We start from the raw sequence: 16,315 nt of genomic DNA on the forward strand, positions 1-16,315 counted from the left end.
ATTTTCAGATGAATAAATGGTATAAAATAGGACTCCTGATTTGCCTGCTGGCAATCGTAGGCGCCTGTAAGAAATTCCTGGAAGTAAAGCCGCTGGATACCCTTTCCGGAAAGGATTTCTGGAAAACACAGCGGGATGCGGAAAGTGCCATCAATGGTGCGTATGGTATTTTACTCACGAAGTTTACGCGCGGTATTTTATATAACGCCGGTGATTTCAGGGCGGGCAACTGGAATTGGTTCGGTAAAAATAACCTGCGCATGCTGGGACTAAACCAGATGCTGGCTACCGGTGGCGGCGATGGCGCAGATAATGCACAGGACTGGGGCGAATTCTATCAGGCCATTGCCTTATCCAATCTTTGCATAGACCGTATTTCCGGTGTACAGGACCCCAACTTCAGCGGCCGGGATAAAAAAGCGCTTACCGCGGAAGCTCACTTTATCCGTGCGTTTACCTACTTCTACATGGTACGGTTATACGGAGATGTGCCTTTGCAAACAAATGCCTATGACACCAAGTTGCAGCCACGGGAAAAGATGCTGACGGTATTGGATTTTTGTTTGAAAGATTTGGAAGCGATCAAAGAGGATCTGCCGCTTTCCTACGATGATCCTACCAATCGTGCTGTAAGAGGTACTAAGGGCGGCGCATTGGCGCTGATGGCACATATCAATATGTGGGCTGCCGGTTTTGATAAACCCAATGAAAAAAAGTACTGGACACAAACCGCTGCGCTGGTGAAGGAGTTGATGGACCTTAATGTTTACAAGCTGCTGCCGTATACCAAAGAAACCTTCCAGGCTATTTTTAAAGGCCGTTCTGAAGAAGGCATTTTTGAATTATCGCTGGATGCCAACTATGGTGGTAAGTTTCACTCGCTGATTTGTCAGTGGACGTTGCATGAACCTTATATCCATGATAAAATTGGTGGCAAGAGTGAGATCACGCCAATGATCCGGCACCTGGACCGCATCTATCCGCGGGGAGAGTACGACAAGCGCCTGGAGCTCTGGTTCTACAACCCTTATAGTACCGATCAAACACCGATGTTCCTGAAATACTCTGCCATCACTGATCCGGAGACGAGAGACTATGATGCGAACCTGATCTTTTTCCGCTATGCAGATGTGATTCTGCTGAGGGCAGAGGCATTGGCTTATCTCAATGAAACGGGAGAATCTATTAAGATGCTGAACCTGGTAAGAGACCGGGCCAGTGCAAAGTTATATAACGGAGGTGGCGGGAAAGCTTTGCAGGATGCGGTATTCCTGGAAAGAGAGAAGGAGTTGATGGGAGAAGGGCATTTGTGGTATGACCTCGTTCGCACCGGCAGGATCACGGATAAAAATGTAACGGAGAACTCCCTGACCCAGCAACAATTAGATATGGGAGCGTGGACCTGGCCTATTTCAAACTCGGCGGTGACGAACAACCCGTTGATAACGAGGAATCAATATTGGATACAGTAACTATTAAAATATTTACTATGCGCAAGTTATTGTCTTGGGCTGGCATCCTGCTGTTAGTAGCATTGTGTATGTCTGCCTGCAAAAAAGATTATTATGTAGATGGAGGTCTTGCTAATCCTCATTACAACGGTACTATTTATGACTACCTGGTAAAGAACCCTTACCTGTTTGACACGGTCGCTTACATTGTAGAGAAAGCGGGATTGAAAGATATGCTGGAACATGATTCGGTTACTTTCTTTGCATTTACGGATCAGAGCGTAGGAGATGCGCTGGAAGACCTGAATGAGATCCGTTACCGGTCGGTGGAGGATAGCGCTCACCTGGCGGATATTCCGGGTGAAGTATGGCGGGAATTTCTGCTACGCTACATCATGAAAGGAAAGCATACCGCTAATCAGTTTGCCCGGGTAGATCCTAATAACATATACGCCTATCCGGGAATTAACTACGTGATGGCGGGTGACTATATCCTGAACATCGGGCTGGTGTACCAGAACTACAATAATGTAGAAGCCGTAGGAGCGCGTATCCTGTTGCTGACCGACATCACAACTGATCCGGTGACCTTCCGGAATAATAACAACGTCAATGTAGCTTCCTCTGATATTCAGCCTACCAATGGTGTGATACATGCCCTGAATATTCGCCATGTGCTTGGCTTCCGGGGCGACTTTTCGAGAATAGCGGAGCAGGCATTACAGAACAAATAACCTCTTAACGTAGTCACTATGAAAAAATATATTTGTTTAATAGCGCTGGTGGCCATTTTGGGCGCATGTAAGAAAGAAGCCATCAGCACCAAAGGGAATAATCCCTACCAGGAAACGGTGTTGCCGGCCATTTATATTAACAAGGATGGCATCAATCCCGGTAAAGGACGTGCGGGAGATGAAGTGGTGATCATGGGGAAGGGATTTGAGAAGAATAAGGATAAATTATCCATCTTGTTTAATGGGGTGAAGGCTGCGGTTATTTCACTAACGGATACGACTGTACGGGTAAAAATACCTGCGCAGGCGGCTACGGGGAATGTGGCGGCACAGGTGGATCAGCAATATTTCTTTGGTCCTTTTTTCCGGGTATTGGGATCTTTTGAAATGGACACGCTGTATCCCTCGCAGGTAGGCGCCGATGATGGTATCAATGACATCATTCCCGTAGAAAATGGAAAGTACCTGATTGTGGGAAATTTCACGAACTATGGTAACAGCAGCAAAGAAGGGAAGTTGAGCCGGGTAGCGAGGATTAACCATGATGGTACCGTAGACAATAGTTTTGGGCCGGATAAAAAGAATGGAACCAATACAACAGTACGTAGTGCGGTGGCGTTGCCAACCTCCGGTAAATACCTGGTGGCAGGCTCTTTCAACAACTATGAAGGAGTGGGCTATGTGAATAGTATTGCGTTGCTGAATAACAATGGCTCGCTGGCGGCAGAGAAAATATTTCTGCCTTCTGGCAAGGATTTATCGGTATCCGTATTGAAAGGGGGTATTTCAGGGTCGGTTGGCAATATGCATCTGCAAAACGACGGAAAGATTTTGTTGACGGGTGCCTTTCGCTTTTTTGTGCAGCCCAATTTTCAGCTGACCAGTTCGTTGGGGTTGGATTCGGTACATCTGGATTCCGTGCAGATAAACGGGTTGGTGCGTTTAATGCCTGATGGTGGGCTCGACAGCACTTACAACTACAACCTGGCGCAGCATATGGGCAATGAGGGGGCCAATGGCACTATTGTCCGTTCCATTCTGCTACCTGACGGGAAGTTGCTCATAGCGGGTACATTCACCAAATATAACGGACAGGCCGTGAATCGGGTGGCCAGACTGAATACAGATGGTTCGCTGGACCCTTCCTTTACACCGGGTGCTGGCGCGGACCAGATCATTTACAATATGGAACGGCAGGCCGATGGAAAGATTCTGCTGGTAGGTGGTTTTAATAACTTTGGTGGCATACCGGTGCCGCATATTGCCCGTATCAACGATAATGGCGTGATAGACCCCACTTTCAATGCAGGCAAGGGTAGTAATGGGTATCTTTTTAATATTGGTTTCATGCCAGGCGGGGAAATTATTCTCAGTGGTGCATTTACCAAATTTGGGGACCTGCAAAGGAATAATATCATTGTACTGAATGCAGATGGTTCTATTCATCCCACTTATAACAGCAATGGGGGTATTACGCTCAACTCCGCCGTGGGTCAGGGTAGTATCAACAAGATTGTGCAACAGGCCGGTGAAAAGTCGATGCTGGTAGTAGGAACTTTCACCCGGTTCGATTATCGGGTAGCTAACAGGATAGCGCGGGTTACTTATCCGTAGGAGCAGAAAGCACAAAGCGGAAAGCATAAAGCTATTGTAGCGATTAACCAGTGCGTATATTGTTACGCGTTAATCATTCGCTACAATAGCTTTATGCTTTCCGCTTTGTGCTTTCTGCTTACCTTAGCAGCATGGGATACGAGCCGGAATATCAGCAAAAGGTGATTACTCAAACACAAAACTGGATCAGGGAACTGGTGATTGGTTGTAATTTTTGTCCGTTTGCCAGCAGAGAGGTAAAGCGTGATAGTGTGCGTTATCGGGTGAGTGAAGCCACTACGTTGTTGACGGTAAAGGAGCACTTTCTGGAAGAGTGCCGGTTGCTGGATAAAGATCGGACCATTGCTACCACTTTGCTTATTTTGCCGGCTGCTTTTCCTGTATTTAAGGATTATCTCGAGATGGTAACCGCCGCGGAGCAACTGCTTCAACGGAAGAAGTACGAAGGTATCTACCAGGTAGCGGAGTTTCATCCGCTGTATCAGTTTGCCGGTACACCTGTTGAAGATGCTGCCAATTATACCAATCGCTCTATTTACCCTATGCTGCATATTTTGAGGGAGGCAGATATCGAAAAGGCATTAAAGTTTTATCCTCATCCCCCGGAACAGATTCCGGAAAACAATATAAATTTTGCCCGCGAAAAGGGAACTGCTTACATGAAAATGCTTCGGGATAGTTGTTTTTAGATATATGTTTTTATATCTTAATGGCCCTTATCCCGTACCATGTATTTTTTTAGTATTGTCACGTGTATTGTTAGTAAAGTAATTTGCTTTTTTTACGCAAAACCCAGGGAAGTCAGATGGGCCCGCCAAAGAGTCAGAGCATTGGGGTCTGCATTGGGCGGACGTTTGGACGATGCCACCTTTTACAAGGTCGTAAATAGTTACGCGATTTATAATCCGGTTATATGTGAAGCGTTTACGGCATTAAGAAACCGGCGCTCCCGCGATGCAGAGAAAGAACGTCTGCTGCAGTACTTTATCTGCAGTTCCTTATTTGATAATTTCTGCGATAGAAATGAGTTAACCCAGGAAGCCCTTTACCAGATCTCATTTTCACCGGAAACCTATACACCTGGTTCTTTTGATGAGCAATTATTTCTGCAGGCGCACCTGTTCTTATGTGGGGAAGTTGCTGATAAAGCGGGCTACCTACAGGCGAAGAAGGGGGTGTTTCAGTCGCAGATAGACTCCCTGAAGCAATTCAATCCCGCCATCAGTAACGAAGACATTCGGCAAATTACGCTTAGAAAGGGTGGATATGCAGTGTTGCTTTGCCACTTTTATCTGGATGACCGGGCATCGGAACCAGAGCAGCAGTGCTGGTATCAGATGGGTGGTATGATTCAGTTGATCAATGACTTATTCGATATCTACAAGGATTATCAGGACGGCATTGCCACTTTGCCGAACCGGATGAATGATGCTTATGCGTTTCAGTTGCATTATATGGAGTTGGTGGAACAGCTCAAAAGAGAAATCGCCCATTTACCTTTTCCGGTGGCAGCTAAACGGCACCTGACTGTTTCCATCATTGGCATTTGTGCAGTAGGGGCCATGGCGATTCGGCAATTGCAGGAAATACAAGGTATGGCTCCGGAATTGCCGGATTTGCGCAGTTTACCACGTAACGCATTGATTGTAGATATGGAGAAGCCCCGGAATATGTGGTATTGTATCCGCTGGATATACCAGCATGCGCGGCCACAGGCAACGGTGATTCAAATGTCTGAAAGTCGCGGGGCGGTAGCAGAGGTCAGGTAGCGGTGGTGGATTTCCTTACAATCAGTGTGGAAGGAATCACCTGTTGCTGCTCAGACAGGGCAAAGCTATTATTCTTCAGCGCCTTGAATAGCAGGGTGGCGGCGGCTTTCCCCATATCAAAAGCCGGTTGGGAGATGGTGGTGAGGGAAGGGTTTAAAAAACGGGCGGTAGATAGATTGGAGAATCCAATCACCTGCAGGTCTTGTGGAATACGCAGGTCTACTTCTTCACACACTTCATATACGGCGGTAGCCAGTTTTTCTGTGGTGGCAATGACGCCATCATATTGTTGTTCCCGGAAAATTTTTTTCAGCAGCTGTTTCGTGGCGGCGTGGTCGTTAGAGCAGTAAGTGATAGCAGCTTTGTTTTGCGGCAGTCCATGCGCGGCCAGTGCCTGCAGGAATCCTTCTGCGCGGCGGTTGCTGATGGACAGGTGCGGAGACGCAGCAAGCAAGCCTATATGCCGGCATCCACCGGCTACCAGGTGACTGGTGGCTTTGTAAGCGGCGGTCGCATCATCAGTGGTGATTTTGGCGGCGGTTACATCTTCACATACCCGGTCAAAAAAAACAATCGGTATTTCCTTTACCAGTTGATCCAGTCCATGCGGGGCGGAAGCGGTTTCTGTGGTGACAGAAATAAGGACCCCATCTACCCGGCCGCTTTGAAAGTCTTTCAGAATACCCCGTTCTTTCCCGGAATTTTCATGGGTAAGATAAATCAGTACATGATAGCCTTTTTCCTGGGCAACGGATTCTATGCCGTTAATGGCTTCTGCAAAGAAGCTGTCGGCTACTTCCGGAATCACTACGGCAATGGTATGGCTGGCCTTCTTTCTCAGGCTGCTGGCATACGGATTAGGCACATAATTGAGCTCTTTCGCCAGTGCCAGCACCCGCTGTTTCGTTTCTTCGCTGATTTCGTGGCTGTTACTCAACGCTTTGGAAATAGTAGCAGTTGATAACTGCAGTTTTTCCGCAAGCATCCTTATCGTGACATTTTCCATATAATAGCCTATGTTACTTAATCGGTTAAGTAAATAAAGTTATTCTATTATGCGGAAGATTTTTAAAAAGATCGCATATTTAGAGCAGGATAATTTCCTTCTTTTCCACGAACTTCTAAAATCTTGTATTATGGATAACGTCAATGGACAGCCCAACCCTGCACCACTCCAATCGCTCGATCAATGGGAAGATGATTTGCTGGAGCGCTATCCCGATCCTGCCAACATCAATAAAGATAAAACGAAGGATGAGTTTCGTAATTATGCGGAACCGCCCAGAGATACCGTACGTGAGTTTTATCGCCTGAATCATACCCATCAGTCGTATGCTTTCGTAAAGCAGAAAGAACAGGAATTCCTTGCTTTCAATAAAAAAGAAATGTCGGTATGGGATGCTTTTAATTTCCTGAACCAGCTGGTAGATGACTCTGATCCGGATACAGATCTGGACCAGTTCCAGCATCTGTTGCAAACTTCTGAAGCAATCCGTGCAGATGGTCATCCTGACTGGATGGTATTAACTGGGTTGTTTCATGATATGGGAAAAGTATTATGCCTGTTTGGAGAACCGCAATGGGCAGTAGTAGGAGATACCTTCCCGGTAGGATGCGCATTTTCTGACAAAATCGTTTTCCACGAATTCTTCAAAAATAATCCGGATATCAACAATCCTGATTACAATACCAAATACGGGGTATATGAGCCTAACTGTGGCTTGAGCAATGTACACCTGAGCTGGGGGCACGATGAATATGTTTATCAGATGATGAAGAATTACTTGCCGGAACCAGCACTGTATATGTTGCGTTATCACTCTTTTTATCCGCAGCAMAAAGAGCATGCCTACGGCCATCTGATGAATGCACATGATGTGGAAATGTTTAAATGGGTAGACCTGTTTAATCCATATGACCTGTATTCAAAGAGTCCGGTGCCGCCCAATTGGAAGGAGCTGAAACCTTATTATGAAGATTTGGTTGCCAAATATTTGCCTGCTACTTTAAAATTCTGATGTAGCGAAGGCCAACAAAGGATTATCGGGGATGGGTGCACGCAGTAATACAACATGACATCCAACCAGATAATCCTTTTTTATTTTTTCCACGGGGGAAAGTCTTATATTCCATCCAGGTATTTATATCCACGTCATTCAACTGCTGATCAACCACGAACCACTCATGAGTAATCAACTTGTCTTAAAAGACTACCTGGTATTTGCATTATATTTTCTTATTGTTGCTTCCTATGGTTATTGGATTTATAAAAAGAAGAAGAAAGGCGCGGTAAGTGCGTCCAAAAATTTTTTCCTCGCAGAAGGTTCTCTCACCTGGTGGGCCATTGGCGCCTCTATTATTGCATCTAACATTTCAGCAGAGCAGTTCATTGGTATGAGCGGCGATGGTTTTTTTGTGGGAATTGCGGTATCCGTGTATGAATGGGTAGGTGCGGCGGCATTGATTATTGTGGCGGTATTTCTGATGCCAGTGTATATCAAAAACAAGATATATACCATGCCGCAGTTTTTGAAAACCCGGTACAATGAAACGGTGGCATTGATCATGTCTATTTTCTGGTTGTTCTTATATGTATTTGTTAACCTGACTTCCATTCTTTATCTGGGGGCATTGGCCATTAACGGGCTATTGGGTGGCGCTTACTTTCATGAAGTGATGGTGGCATTGGCCATCTTCTCCGTGATCATTACCCTGGGAGGCATGAAAGTAATTGGTTATACCGATGTAATACAGGTAGGTGTGTTGATTGTAGGCGGGTTGGCTACTACGTATATGGCCTTAACGGTAGTGAGTGAAAAATTTGGTTTTGGGAAAGATGTACTCGCCGGGTTCAATGTGTTGATACGGGAAGCGCCCGATCACTTTCATATGATGTTAAAGAAACCTGCCGCTACAGCGCCGCAGGAGTATGTTAATAAATACCTGATTCTGCCTGGGTTTGGGATGTATATCGCGGGGCAGTGGATCAGTAATCTGAACTACTGGGGTTGTAACCAGTATATTACGCAACGTGCGCTGGGGGCAGATTTGCAAACCGCCCGCACAGGTATTTTATTTGCCGGTTTACTGAAAATACTGATGCCGGTGATTGTAATGTTGCCGGGTATCGTAGCGTATGTGTTGTATCAGCATGGACATCTTCCTCAATTGGAAGGCGGACATAAAGATGGCGCCTATGCAGCCATTCTTACCTTGCTGCCTTCAGGCCTGAAAGGCTTGGCTATTGCGGCGTTAACGGCTGCTATTGTGGCTTCGCTGGCCGGGAAATCAAATAGTATTTCTACTATTTTTACGCTGGATGTGTACAAGAAATATATCAATACCGGCGCTGATGAAAAGCAGTTGGTATGGATTGGAAGAATGACGATTATAGTTGCCATTATTGTTGGGGTAATATTTACCTGGAATGATGCGCTGGGCATTGGTGGTGCGGGCGGATATACTTTTGTGCAGAAGTATTCCAGTTTTATTAGTCCGGGTGTATTTGCCACGTTTATTTTAGGGATGTTCTGGAAACGTACCAGTGGCACTGCCGCTATTGCAGGGATCATTACCGGCTTTGTGGCGTCGTTGTTTTTCAATCAGCTGGCGGTGCGGATTTTTGGTCCCGAAACGATGTTGTACAGTGCGTTCCGCAATGCGGCCGGCGACTACGAGATTCCTTTCTTTATCAGCCTGGGATGGTCTTTCCTGACAACGGTGCTGGTGATGGTGGGTATCAGTCTGGCTGGTCCGAAAGTGAGCGACAAAGCCTTTGTGCTGGATTATGAGATGTTTAAACTGAAGCCATCTTCCGTCATACTAATCGTCACCATTTTATTGTTGTTGTCGGTTATTTATATCAGGTTCTGGTAATGTTCGTATATATACACTCGCTGTCTACTTGTTACAAAGCTGTTGCGCCTGCAACAGCTTTTTTTTGAGTGCAGGTAAAAGATTTTAACCCACCTGTAGACAGGTAGGTTAAATCTTTTTATAACCCTGTACTTATACTCTTACCACAATTTTTCCCTGCGTTTTACCGGAAGCCACTTGCGTATGTGCTTTGCCCATTTCTTCAAAAGAATAGGTGTGAGAAACGTCAGAGTGAAGGGCGCCTTCAGCCAGCAGTGCGGCGATGGAGCGGGTGCCGGTGGTGTCGGACTTCACGGTGAGGCGGTCGATATATACATTTTTGGCGGCGGCCTTAGCTTTTAGGGCATCGTCGAAATGTATGAGGAGGCTTACCAGGCGGCCATTAGGTTTCACGGTGTTGAGGGAGCGTTCCAGGTGGCCGGGGGCGCCCACCGCATCGATCACCACGTCTACGTCTTTGGCAACGGTTTCAAAATCCTGTTGGGTGTAGTCGATGTATTCATCTGCACCGAGGCGTTGTACGGCGTCTTTTTTGGCGGTAGAAGCGGTGGCGATCACGTGGGCGCCAAAGTGTTTGGCGATTTGTACGGCATAGTGCCCTACACCACCGGCTGCCGCGTGAATCAGTACTCTTTCTCCTTTCTGTATTTTGGCGGAGTCCACCAGTGCCTGCCAGGCGGTGAGGGCAGCGAGTGAGGCGGCGGCGGCTTCTTCATAAGAGGTGTGGGCTGGCTTTAGTGCAATGTGACCGGCCGGAGCGGCAACATATTCTGCATATGCCTTGCCAGGACCCGCGAAGTTCACCATACCGAATACATCATCTCCCACTTTGAAATCCTTGACATCTTTACCTACTGCTACCACCTCGCCGGCGATATCCCAACCCAGGATAATGTCTTCGCCGGGAACAGGCTGTACGTAGGCGTTCAGGGCTGCTTCAACGGCTCTTACGAAGTTGTCTACCGGATTGATGCCAATAGCTTTGTTATGTACCAGTACTTCATTGTCTTTTATAGCAGGAACAGGAACATCTTTGATAACCAGGTTTTCTACACCACCTACGGCTTGTAATACGATTGCTTTCATATCGAATAAATTTGTTTTTGTGATTTGATGAATCAAAATTCCAATAAATTTGTGGGTGGTCCCTTGTACGAACAGGGGTTCATTTTGTATAAAATCAGGTTATGAGAGTATTGAACCTATTTAAGCCATTTGACATCATCATGATAGAAGAAGGTAGCTGCCCGATGGGACAGCACCGGAACACCTTCTTTGAGCTGTTGTATATCATCAAGGGAACGGGGACCCTGCATAATAACCAGCATACCTTTGAGTATGGGCCGGAGCAGCTGTTCCTGTTTATGCCCCAGGATACGCATTATACCCGGATAAAAGAGCGAACGACCTTCCTCTTTATCCGCTTTAACGGCATTTACCTGGAAGCACAACGTACCGGTGCTTCCCATAGTAACCTGGGCGACTGGGCCCGCAAGCTGGAATATGTTTTTCTGAATAACCACCATTTTCCGGGTTGTATCCTGCGCAATGAAGCGGATAAACCGGTGATCAAGGCGCTGATAGATGCCCTGATCCTGGAGTATCCGAGGGAGCAATCTCTCCGCAACGAGGTGGTACAGCAACTGGTGAATACTATTCTCACCATTGTGGCGCGGAATGTAGCGATAATGGAGCCGGAAAAGCCCATGGTGAGTAATGAGCAGTCCAACGACTTAATGAGCTACATACACCAGAACATCTATTATCCTGACATGTTACGGTCCGATAAACTGGCGGCGCGGTTTAACATCTCACAAAATTATGTAAGTGAATATGTGAAGAAGGTAACCGGCGAAAGCATACAGCGGTACGTGACACGCTATAAGCTGAAACTGGTGGAAACACGTTTACAGTACAGCGATATGCGCATGAGTGAAATAGTAGCCGAACTGGGCTTTACAGACGAAAGCCATTTAAACAGAACCTTTAAGAAACATACTGGCATTAATCCCACCGACTTCCGGAAAAAGATGTGGGCGGAAAAGAACTATCAGCCGGGTTTGAGCGGCTGATGATTTACATCGCCAGTAATACCGCCACATAGTGACAAATAGCCGCTGCCAGTACCAGGAAATGCCAGATGGCATGGGTATAGGTATATTTATCCCAGATATAGAAAATAACCCCAATGGTGTATAATCCTCCACCAATGGCCAGCATAATCATCACTGGTAACGGCAGGGTATCGAAAAACCGCCGTCCGCCTACAATCATGATCCAGCCCATAGCAAGGTAAATAATGGTAGAAACAATATCGTATTTACCGGTAAACCATGTTTTAAAAAATACGCCTACCAGCGTTAATCCCCATAACACCGACAGCAACGTAATACCGAAGGCATTATTCATATACACCAGCAAAAACGGCGTATAGGTGCCGGCAATTAAAAAGTAAATGCTGATATGGTCAAATACGAGGAATAGCTTTTTAATGGCCACTTCCTGCGATAAATGATAGATGGTGGAGTTGGTGAAGAGTAATATAAAACAGAAGGTGTATATACAGGCGCCTACAATGCCTGGTGTATTATTATGGGTAGCGGCAATACCTGCCAGCATTGGCAGCGCACTCACGCCAAATATTATGCCCAGTCCATGTATCAGACCATTCACTATTTCCTGTTTGCGGGTATATCCTGTCTCATTCTTACTAACTGGCATGTCTCAAGTTTTCTTCTGATTTATAGGTGCTGTCAATGCAAAAGTAGGACAATAATCACCAACAGAAAGATCGAGTTTGTCGATACGGCTATTCATAAAAATGCCGCGGAGAATATAAGGGCTCCGCGGCATTTTTATGAATAACTCATCTTTTAATACACGGCCTTCCAGCCTTTTTCTTTCCAGTAGCTGATAATAGGCTGATAGGGGCCGTATTTATGTTGCGCTACAGAGAAGGTGTCTGCAAAAGGGCCATGGTCGTAGTCGATAGCTTTTTCTGCGATATGTGGATAATCGAAACTTTTTGGATTGGGTCTGGGGTGAATGGCATCGTTGTTAACGAAAGCCGCGATGTCCATCGCTTCCTGATCGGTGAGGAAAGGTTTGCCTGGCATGGCTTTATCATAGGGCATATTGTTTTTGAGCCATTCTGCCTGCTTGATCACCCGGTGCATGCTGGAGCCAGGCTGATAGGCTGTAGCCCCCCAGAGTGGCGGATATACATAAGTGCTTTTATCTGCATTCCATTGTCCTTCGCCGTTGGGACCATGACAGCGGGAACAGTTTTCCTGGTACAACAACTGCCCGTGTTGCGGGTTAGCGGCGATATCAGGAAAAGTGACAGTCAGGTTTTTAGCACCTTTGAAGGGTTGATTTTTGGGAACAAAAGTACTCAACCACTTAAAATACGAGAGGAACGCCACCATTTCTTTACTATCCAGTGGCAGTGGTTTGCCGTTATGTGGGCGGGTTACGCAGTTGTTCACTCTTTCTGCCAGTGTTAATACTTTTCCTTCCCGGCCCCGGTATTGCGGGTAGTGGTCGTGAGACGCCATGAGGTTAAAGGAAAAGGCTTTGGTACCGGCATCCTGATGGCAGTTGGTACAGTTCATTTTATTGCCCAGGTATTTTCCTGCGCTGCCATCGGGGCCTATTAAAACGGCGGTATTCATCATCAGTTCCCGGCCATAACGTACCGATTCCCCGAATTGATCATGTGGAATAAGCGCGGTATCGGCGGTAATCACTTGTTCAACGGGTGTTGTGGCAGCTTTGGCTGACTTGCCTTCCACCGCGGAGCCACAGGAGGAAATAATGGCAAACCCACTGATGCTGGCTATACCTATCACTATTAAGTTTCTCATGTGTTACTTTTTTTTGGTTGACATTAGTGTACATAACCTGGTTGTGAAACGTAAGGGGCCAGTCTTTCTGCCGGAATAAAAGAAGCCCGGTAAGATGACATGCCCGTTCTCATTGCCCAGAGAAATGTGCCTTGTAAGTTGGTCAGGATAACCGTATTGCGTTTAGTTGCACAAGATAATAAAGTGGTATCACCTACCAGATAGCTGCTGCCCATTCTTTCATTAAAGTTTTCCGGTGGCAGTTTGGTGTCCATGACGAGTTGTGCTTTCTTCGCGGCTTCATCGATTTTAAAGGAGAGGGTACGGGATGTTTTTTTGCTTACGCCATTGTCGAAAAACATCAATTCTCCATGTTCGTTGATATGCACGGCATGCGCCTGATCAAACAGGGCAGCTGCTGGTATATCGAAATCGCCGCCTTTGCCGAACGTCCATATGCGCTGGCCGGTGCGGGCATCTATCTTCCAAATTTGCCCATTGTTATAGAAAGAGATGAGGTAATTCCCCTCTTTATCCATAGCAATGCAATTGGCGTGCATCCAGTCTTTTTTCTCTTGTAAGATATTTTTATCATCGAGGGGATTGAGCGCATCAAATACTGTCCACTTCCAGATGGTTTTGCCGTGTTTATCCATGACGAGGATGCCGTCGCCGCGCACGGTATCTGTTTTGCTGCCGCCTTTGCTGCTCAGGTCTGTGACACGGTCTTCCACACAAAGTGTCACAAATTCATTTTTCGGCGTCAATAAAATTTCGTGGTGGATGGTAGGTGCAAAATCCCGTCCTTTTTTAAGATCGGCCAGCGTATCGCCGGTGAGTGAAACTTCGAGTATTTCATCGCCGTAGCTGGTTTCATAGCCGGGGCCACCGAGGAGTGAAAGGAAGGTATTGTTGTCCGTAAAGCGAGCCACTTTGAACCCGGTGCCGCTGACCTGGTGGTACCATACAATACGGCCTTTGGCATTTAACAGGAACAATACGCCAGGATCATCGCGACGGGATACCATCACATAGCCTGTCCGGAAGTTGGCGGGTAATACGGTGCTATCCGGACAAACCACGATGAATATATCTTTCATCCACATGGGATAATCGGTGGTCGTAAAAGTATATATTTTACTATCCTGAAGATCTTTATCATGGCCGGTACGCACACGGTACTCATAATTTTTTGCCGGCAGCAGGTTGGTGAGTACGATGGTGTGGTGCAGCTGGTGCAAAGATAGTGGCGTAGTAGTGCGTAGTGTTGGTTGTCCTTTGGGCCAGTATTCCACCGCAGCATCTACGGTGTCCGTACATTGAATATCTACTTTTACCTTGAGGGCATTTTGTCCTTTGGGTGTAAGTATGATTTCCGAGATGTTACCGGCGGTGTTACTTCCGCAGCTTTGCAGGAACAACGCTGCTGCCATTGTTAGCAATGGCAGCAGGCGTTGTATGTTATTCCATTTTTTCATCAATGTGCAATGATTTACTGGCGACGGCCACTATTACTGAGGCTTTTGTTCAGATCTGTTTGTGTTTGCGGATAAGGGAAATACTTATCGGTAGCGATTTTGATACTTGGAACTTTGCCTACTTCAGTAAGATACGCATTTACTATGCTTTCGTATTTATTCATACGAATCAGGTCTTGTCTGCGTTTGCATTCGAAGAACAGTTCCCAGCCACGTTCCTGCAGGATGGCGTTGCGAAGGGTTTCTTTGCTGAAAGTGCCTGCATTGCCTAATCCGGTGGCATGAGAGCGGCCTTTCACCTGATTGATCAGACCAATAGCTTCCGTGGTGGGGCCACTCAGCTCATTCAGCGCTTCTGCTCTGCATAGCAGGATGTCTGCGTAGCGCAGAATAGGGAATACGTGTCCATCGTAGTAGGTGGTGGAACCTTTAGGATCTGCGAATTTGGTGGTAGCTACATCCGGCATATAGTAGAAGCCCGTAGGTGGCTGGGTTTGCCCGGTTGGCGCCTGCATGTAGTGCAGTTTATCGGTACCAATATAGTCGTAGTAGAACATTTGTTTACGGTCGTCGTTGTCGGCAAAGGAATTCCAGAAATGCCAGGTCACCGCGAAATATTGCCATCTGTCTGTTACCACGGGATTGTTGATAGGTCCGAAGTGGTTCATGATTTCTACGGCATCATTGAGAGGATCGGCCAATGCACTGAAGATATTTTCCTGACACCATTTATTTTTCTCCGCAAATAACCCGGCATAAGAAGGATATAATCCATAGCCCAGTTTCATGATTTCAGTGGTGAGGTCCAGGGCTTTCTGCCATTGCAGTTCGCGCATATATAGTTTGCAGAGTAATGACATGGCAGCGCCTTTGGTAGCACGACCAATATCATTTGTACTGTAAATGGGGCTGTTCAGGTAATCGGCTGGTAAGTGCTGAGCAGCAAATTCCAGATCACTGATGATCAGTTTGTTGATCTCTGCTACAGGGGTAGGAGGCACAGCTGCTTCATAATCCGGTTGGGTGATGTTTTTTGCTACTGTTTCTTCCGTCACCAGGGGGACCGGACCAAAAGCATCCGTGAGATCCACGTAGCCCAGAGCGCGCAGAAACCGGAGTTCACCGGTGAACTGATTTTTCTGTTCAGCAGTAATGCTGGTCATTTTAGGAATATAGTATAGTGCAATGTTGGCATCTGTTACCAGTTTATATTGGTGCTGCCAGGCAAAAGCTAAGTAGGTGTTGGCGGGGGCCCACTGGCAATCAGACATCAGCCCTACATCTCCACCGGAGCTGGCGTGACCTATGTCGGTGGTGAGATCTGAAATAGTCACCTGGAAACCTGCGTAGTACATCCAGGCATCAGATCTGCCGCTGGGTTGTTTTAGTCTTGAGTATACACCGTTTACGGCTGCTTTGGCATCGCTCAGGGTGAGAAATGCATTGTCGTCTGTCAGGTAACTATATACTTTGGGTTCCACCAGTTTCTTACACGAAGTCGCGCCAAGCAGTAAGGTGGTAAGTGCGATATATGCGTATTTCATTTGT

14 protein-coding genes are annotated in these 16,315 nt (G+C 46.6%); 8 read left to right on the plus strand and 6 right to left on the minus strand.

Features of this window, described 5'->3' with window-relative positions; genetic code table 11:
- Positions 1-8: 8 nt before the first annotated feature.
- The 5 genes from AC1DFM_RS18815 to AC1DFM_RS18835 all read left to right on the plus strand — a co-directional run bounded on the left by AC1DFM_RS18815 (position 9) and on the right by AC1DFM_RS18835 (position 5,568).
- Complete coding sequence (locus AC1DFM_RS18815) at positions 9-1,472, plus strand: RagB/SusD family nutrient uptake outer membrane protein (protein ID WP_477078288.1); 1,464 nt, start codon at positions 9-11, stop codon at positions 1,470-1,472.
- 17 nt (positions 1,473-1,489) lie between these two features.
- The gene (locus tag AC1DFM_RS18820; protein WP_477078289.1) at positions 1,490-2,185 is read left to right on the plus strand and encodes a fasciclin domain-containing protein; all 696 of its coding nucleotides are present in this window, start codon (positions 1,490-1,492) and stop codon (positions 2,183-2,185) included.
- A gap of 18 nt (positions 2,186-2,203) precedes the next feature.
- Positions 2,204-3,799 (plus strand): IPT/TIG domain-containing protein, encoded by a 1,596-nt coding sequence (locus tag AC1DFM_RS18825; protein WP_477078290.1) that lies wholly within the window; start codon positions 2,204-2,206, stop codon positions 3,797-3,799.
- 131 nt (positions 3,800-3,930) lie between these two features.
- Positions 3,931-4,488 carry a DUF1415 domain-containing protein gene (locus tag AC1DFM_RS18830; RefSeq protein WP_477078291.1) on the plus strand — a complete coding sequence of 186 codons (558 nt, stop codon included), beginning with the start codon at positions 3,931-3,933 and terminating at the stop codon, positions 4,486-4,488.
- A 141-nt stretch (positions 4,489-4,629) separates the two neighbouring features.
- Positions 4,630-5,568 (plus strand): hypothetical protein, encoded by a 939-nt coding sequence (locus tag AC1DFM_RS18835; RefSeq protein ID WP_477078292.1) that lies wholly within the window; start codon positions 4,630-4,632, stop codon positions 5,566-5,568.
- Here the strand turns inward: AC1DFM_RS18835 and AC1DFM_RS18840 are convergent.
- Entirely contained in the window at positions 5,561-6,574 is a 1,014-nt protein-coding gene (locus AC1DFM_RS18840; RefSeq protein ID WP_477078293.1) for a LacI family DNA-binding transcriptional regulator, read from the minus strand. The two genes, AC1DFM_RS18835 and AC1DFM_RS18840, sit on opposite strands and share 8 nt — an antisense overlap.
- Before the next feature lie 130 nt (positions 6,575-6,704).
- Between AC1DFM_RS18840 and AC1DFM_RS18845 the strand changes: the two genes are divergently transcribed.
- Together AC1DFM_RS18845 and AC1DFM_RS18850 are read left to right on the plus strand one after the other, a co-directional pair.
- On the plus strand, positions 6,705-7,586 hold the full coding sequence (locus AC1DFM_RS18845) for an inositol oxygenase family protein (protein WP_477078294.1): 882 nt from the start codon (positions 6,705-6,707) through the stop codon (positions 7,584-7,586).
- Positions 7,587-7,752: 166 nt separating this feature from the next.
- Complete coding sequence (locus AC1DFM_RS18850; protein ID WP_477078295.1) at positions 7,753-9,444, plus strand: sodium:solute symporter family transporter; 1,692 nt, start codon at positions 7,753-7,755, stop codon at positions 9,442-9,444.
- A 132-nt stretch (positions 9,445-9,576) separates the two neighbouring features.
- On the opposite strand, the gene AC1DFM_RS18855 is transcribed toward AC1DFM_RS18850, so the two are convergent.
- Entirely contained in the window at positions 9,577-10,530 is a 954-nt protein-coding gene (locus AC1DFM_RS18855; RefSeq protein WP_477078296.1) for an NADP-dependent oxidoreductase, read from the minus strand.
- Positions 10,531-10,631: 101 nt separating this feature from the next.
- On the opposite strand from AC1DFM_RS18855, the gene AC1DFM_RS18860 reads away from it, so the two are divergent.
- Complete coding sequence (locus AC1DFM_RS18860; protein WP_477078297.1) at positions 10,632-11,516, plus strand: helix-turn-helix domain-containing protein; 885 nt, start codon at positions 10,632-10,634, stop codon at positions 11,514-11,516.
- Positions 11,517-11,520: 4 nt separating this feature from the next.
- Here AC1DFM_RS18860 and trhA read toward each other — a convergent pair whose 3' ends face one another.
- The 4 genes from trhA to AC1DFM_RS18880 all read right to left on the minus strand — a co-directional run bounded on the left by trhA (position 11,521) and on the right by AC1DFM_RS18880 (position 16,311).
- Positions 11,521-12,165 (minus strand): PAQR family membrane homeostasis protein TrhA, encoded by a 645-nt coding sequence (gene trhA / locus AC1DFM_RS18865; protein WP_477078298.1) that lies wholly within the window; start codon positions 12,163-12,165, stop codon positions 11,521-11,523.
- A 152-nt stretch (positions 12,166-12,317) separates the two neighbouring features.
- Positions 12,318-13,310: a c-type cytochrome gene (locus tag AC1DFM_RS18870; RefSeq protein WP_477078299.1), complete on the minus strand. Its 993-nt coding sequence runs from the start codon at positions 13,308-13,310 to the stop codon at positions 12,318-12,320.
- Between the two features lie 23 nt (positions 13,311-13,333).
- Positions 13,334-14,767, minus strand: coding sequence for an aryl-sulfate sulfotransferase (locus tag AC1DFM_RS18875; RefSeq protein WP_477078300.1), 1,434 nt, complete (start codon positions 14,765-14,767; stop codon positions 13,334-13,336).
- A 14-nt stretch (positions 14,768-14,781) separates the two neighbouring features.
- Positions 14,782-16,311, minus strand: a complete 1,530-nt coding sequence (locus AC1DFM_RS18880) for a RagB/SusD family nutrient uptake outer membrane protein (RefSeq protein ID WP_477078301.1) — start codon at positions 16,309-16,311, stop codon at positions 14,782-14,784.
- Positions 16,312-16,315: the final 4 nt, after the last annotated feature.

Source organism: Chitinophaga sp. 05T412, assembly GCF_056396465.1.

Coding starts and splice junctions, on each gene's coding strand:
- AC1DFM_RS18870 (WP_477078299.1), bottom strand. CDS start 13,310: ATGAGAAACTTAATAGTGATAGGTATAGCCAGCATCAGTGGGTTTGCC.
- AC1DFM_RS18850 (WP_477078295.1), top strand. CDS start 7,753: ATGAGTAATCAACTTGTCTTAAAAGACTACCTGGTATTTGCATTATAT.
- AC1DFM_RS18840 (WP_477078293.1), bottom strand. CDS start 6,574: ATGGAAAATGTCACGATAAGGATGCTTGCGGAAAAACTGCAGTTATCA.
- AC1DFM_RS18825 (WP_477078290.1), top strand. CDS start 2,204: ATGAAAAAATATATTTGTTTAATAGCGCTGGTGGCCATTTTGGGCGCA.
- AC1DFM_RS18860 (WP_477078297.1), top strand. CDS start 10,632: ATGAGAGTATTGAACCTATTTAAGCCATTTGACATCATCATGATAGAA.
- AC1DFM_RS18880 (WP_477078301.1), bottom strand. CDS start 16,311: ATGAAATACGCATATATCGCACTTACCACCTTACTGCTTGGCGCGACT.
- AC1DFM_RS18815 (WP_477078288.1), top strand. CDS start 9: ATGAATAAATGGTATAAAATAGGACTCCTGATTTGCCTGCTGGCAATC.
- AC1DFM_RS18875 (WP_477078300.1), bottom strand. CDS start 14,767: ATGAAAAAATGGAATAACATACAACGCCTGCTGCCATTGCTAACAATG.
- AC1DFM_RS18830 (WP_477078291.1), top strand. CDS start 3,931: ATGGGATACGAGCCGGAATATCAGCAAAAGGTGATTACTCAAACACAA.
- AC1DFM_RS18855 (WP_477078296.1), bottom strand. CDS start 10,530: ATGAAAGCAATCGTATTACAAGCCGTAGGTGGTGTAGAAAACCTGGTT.
- AC1DFM_RS18820 (WP_477078289.1), top strand. CDS start 1,490: ATGCGCAAGTTATTGTCTTGGGCTGGCATCCTGCTGTTAGTAGCATTG.
- trhA (WP_477078298.1), bottom strand. CDS start 12,165: ATGCCAGTTAGTAAGAATGAGACAGGATATACCCGCAAACAGGAAATA.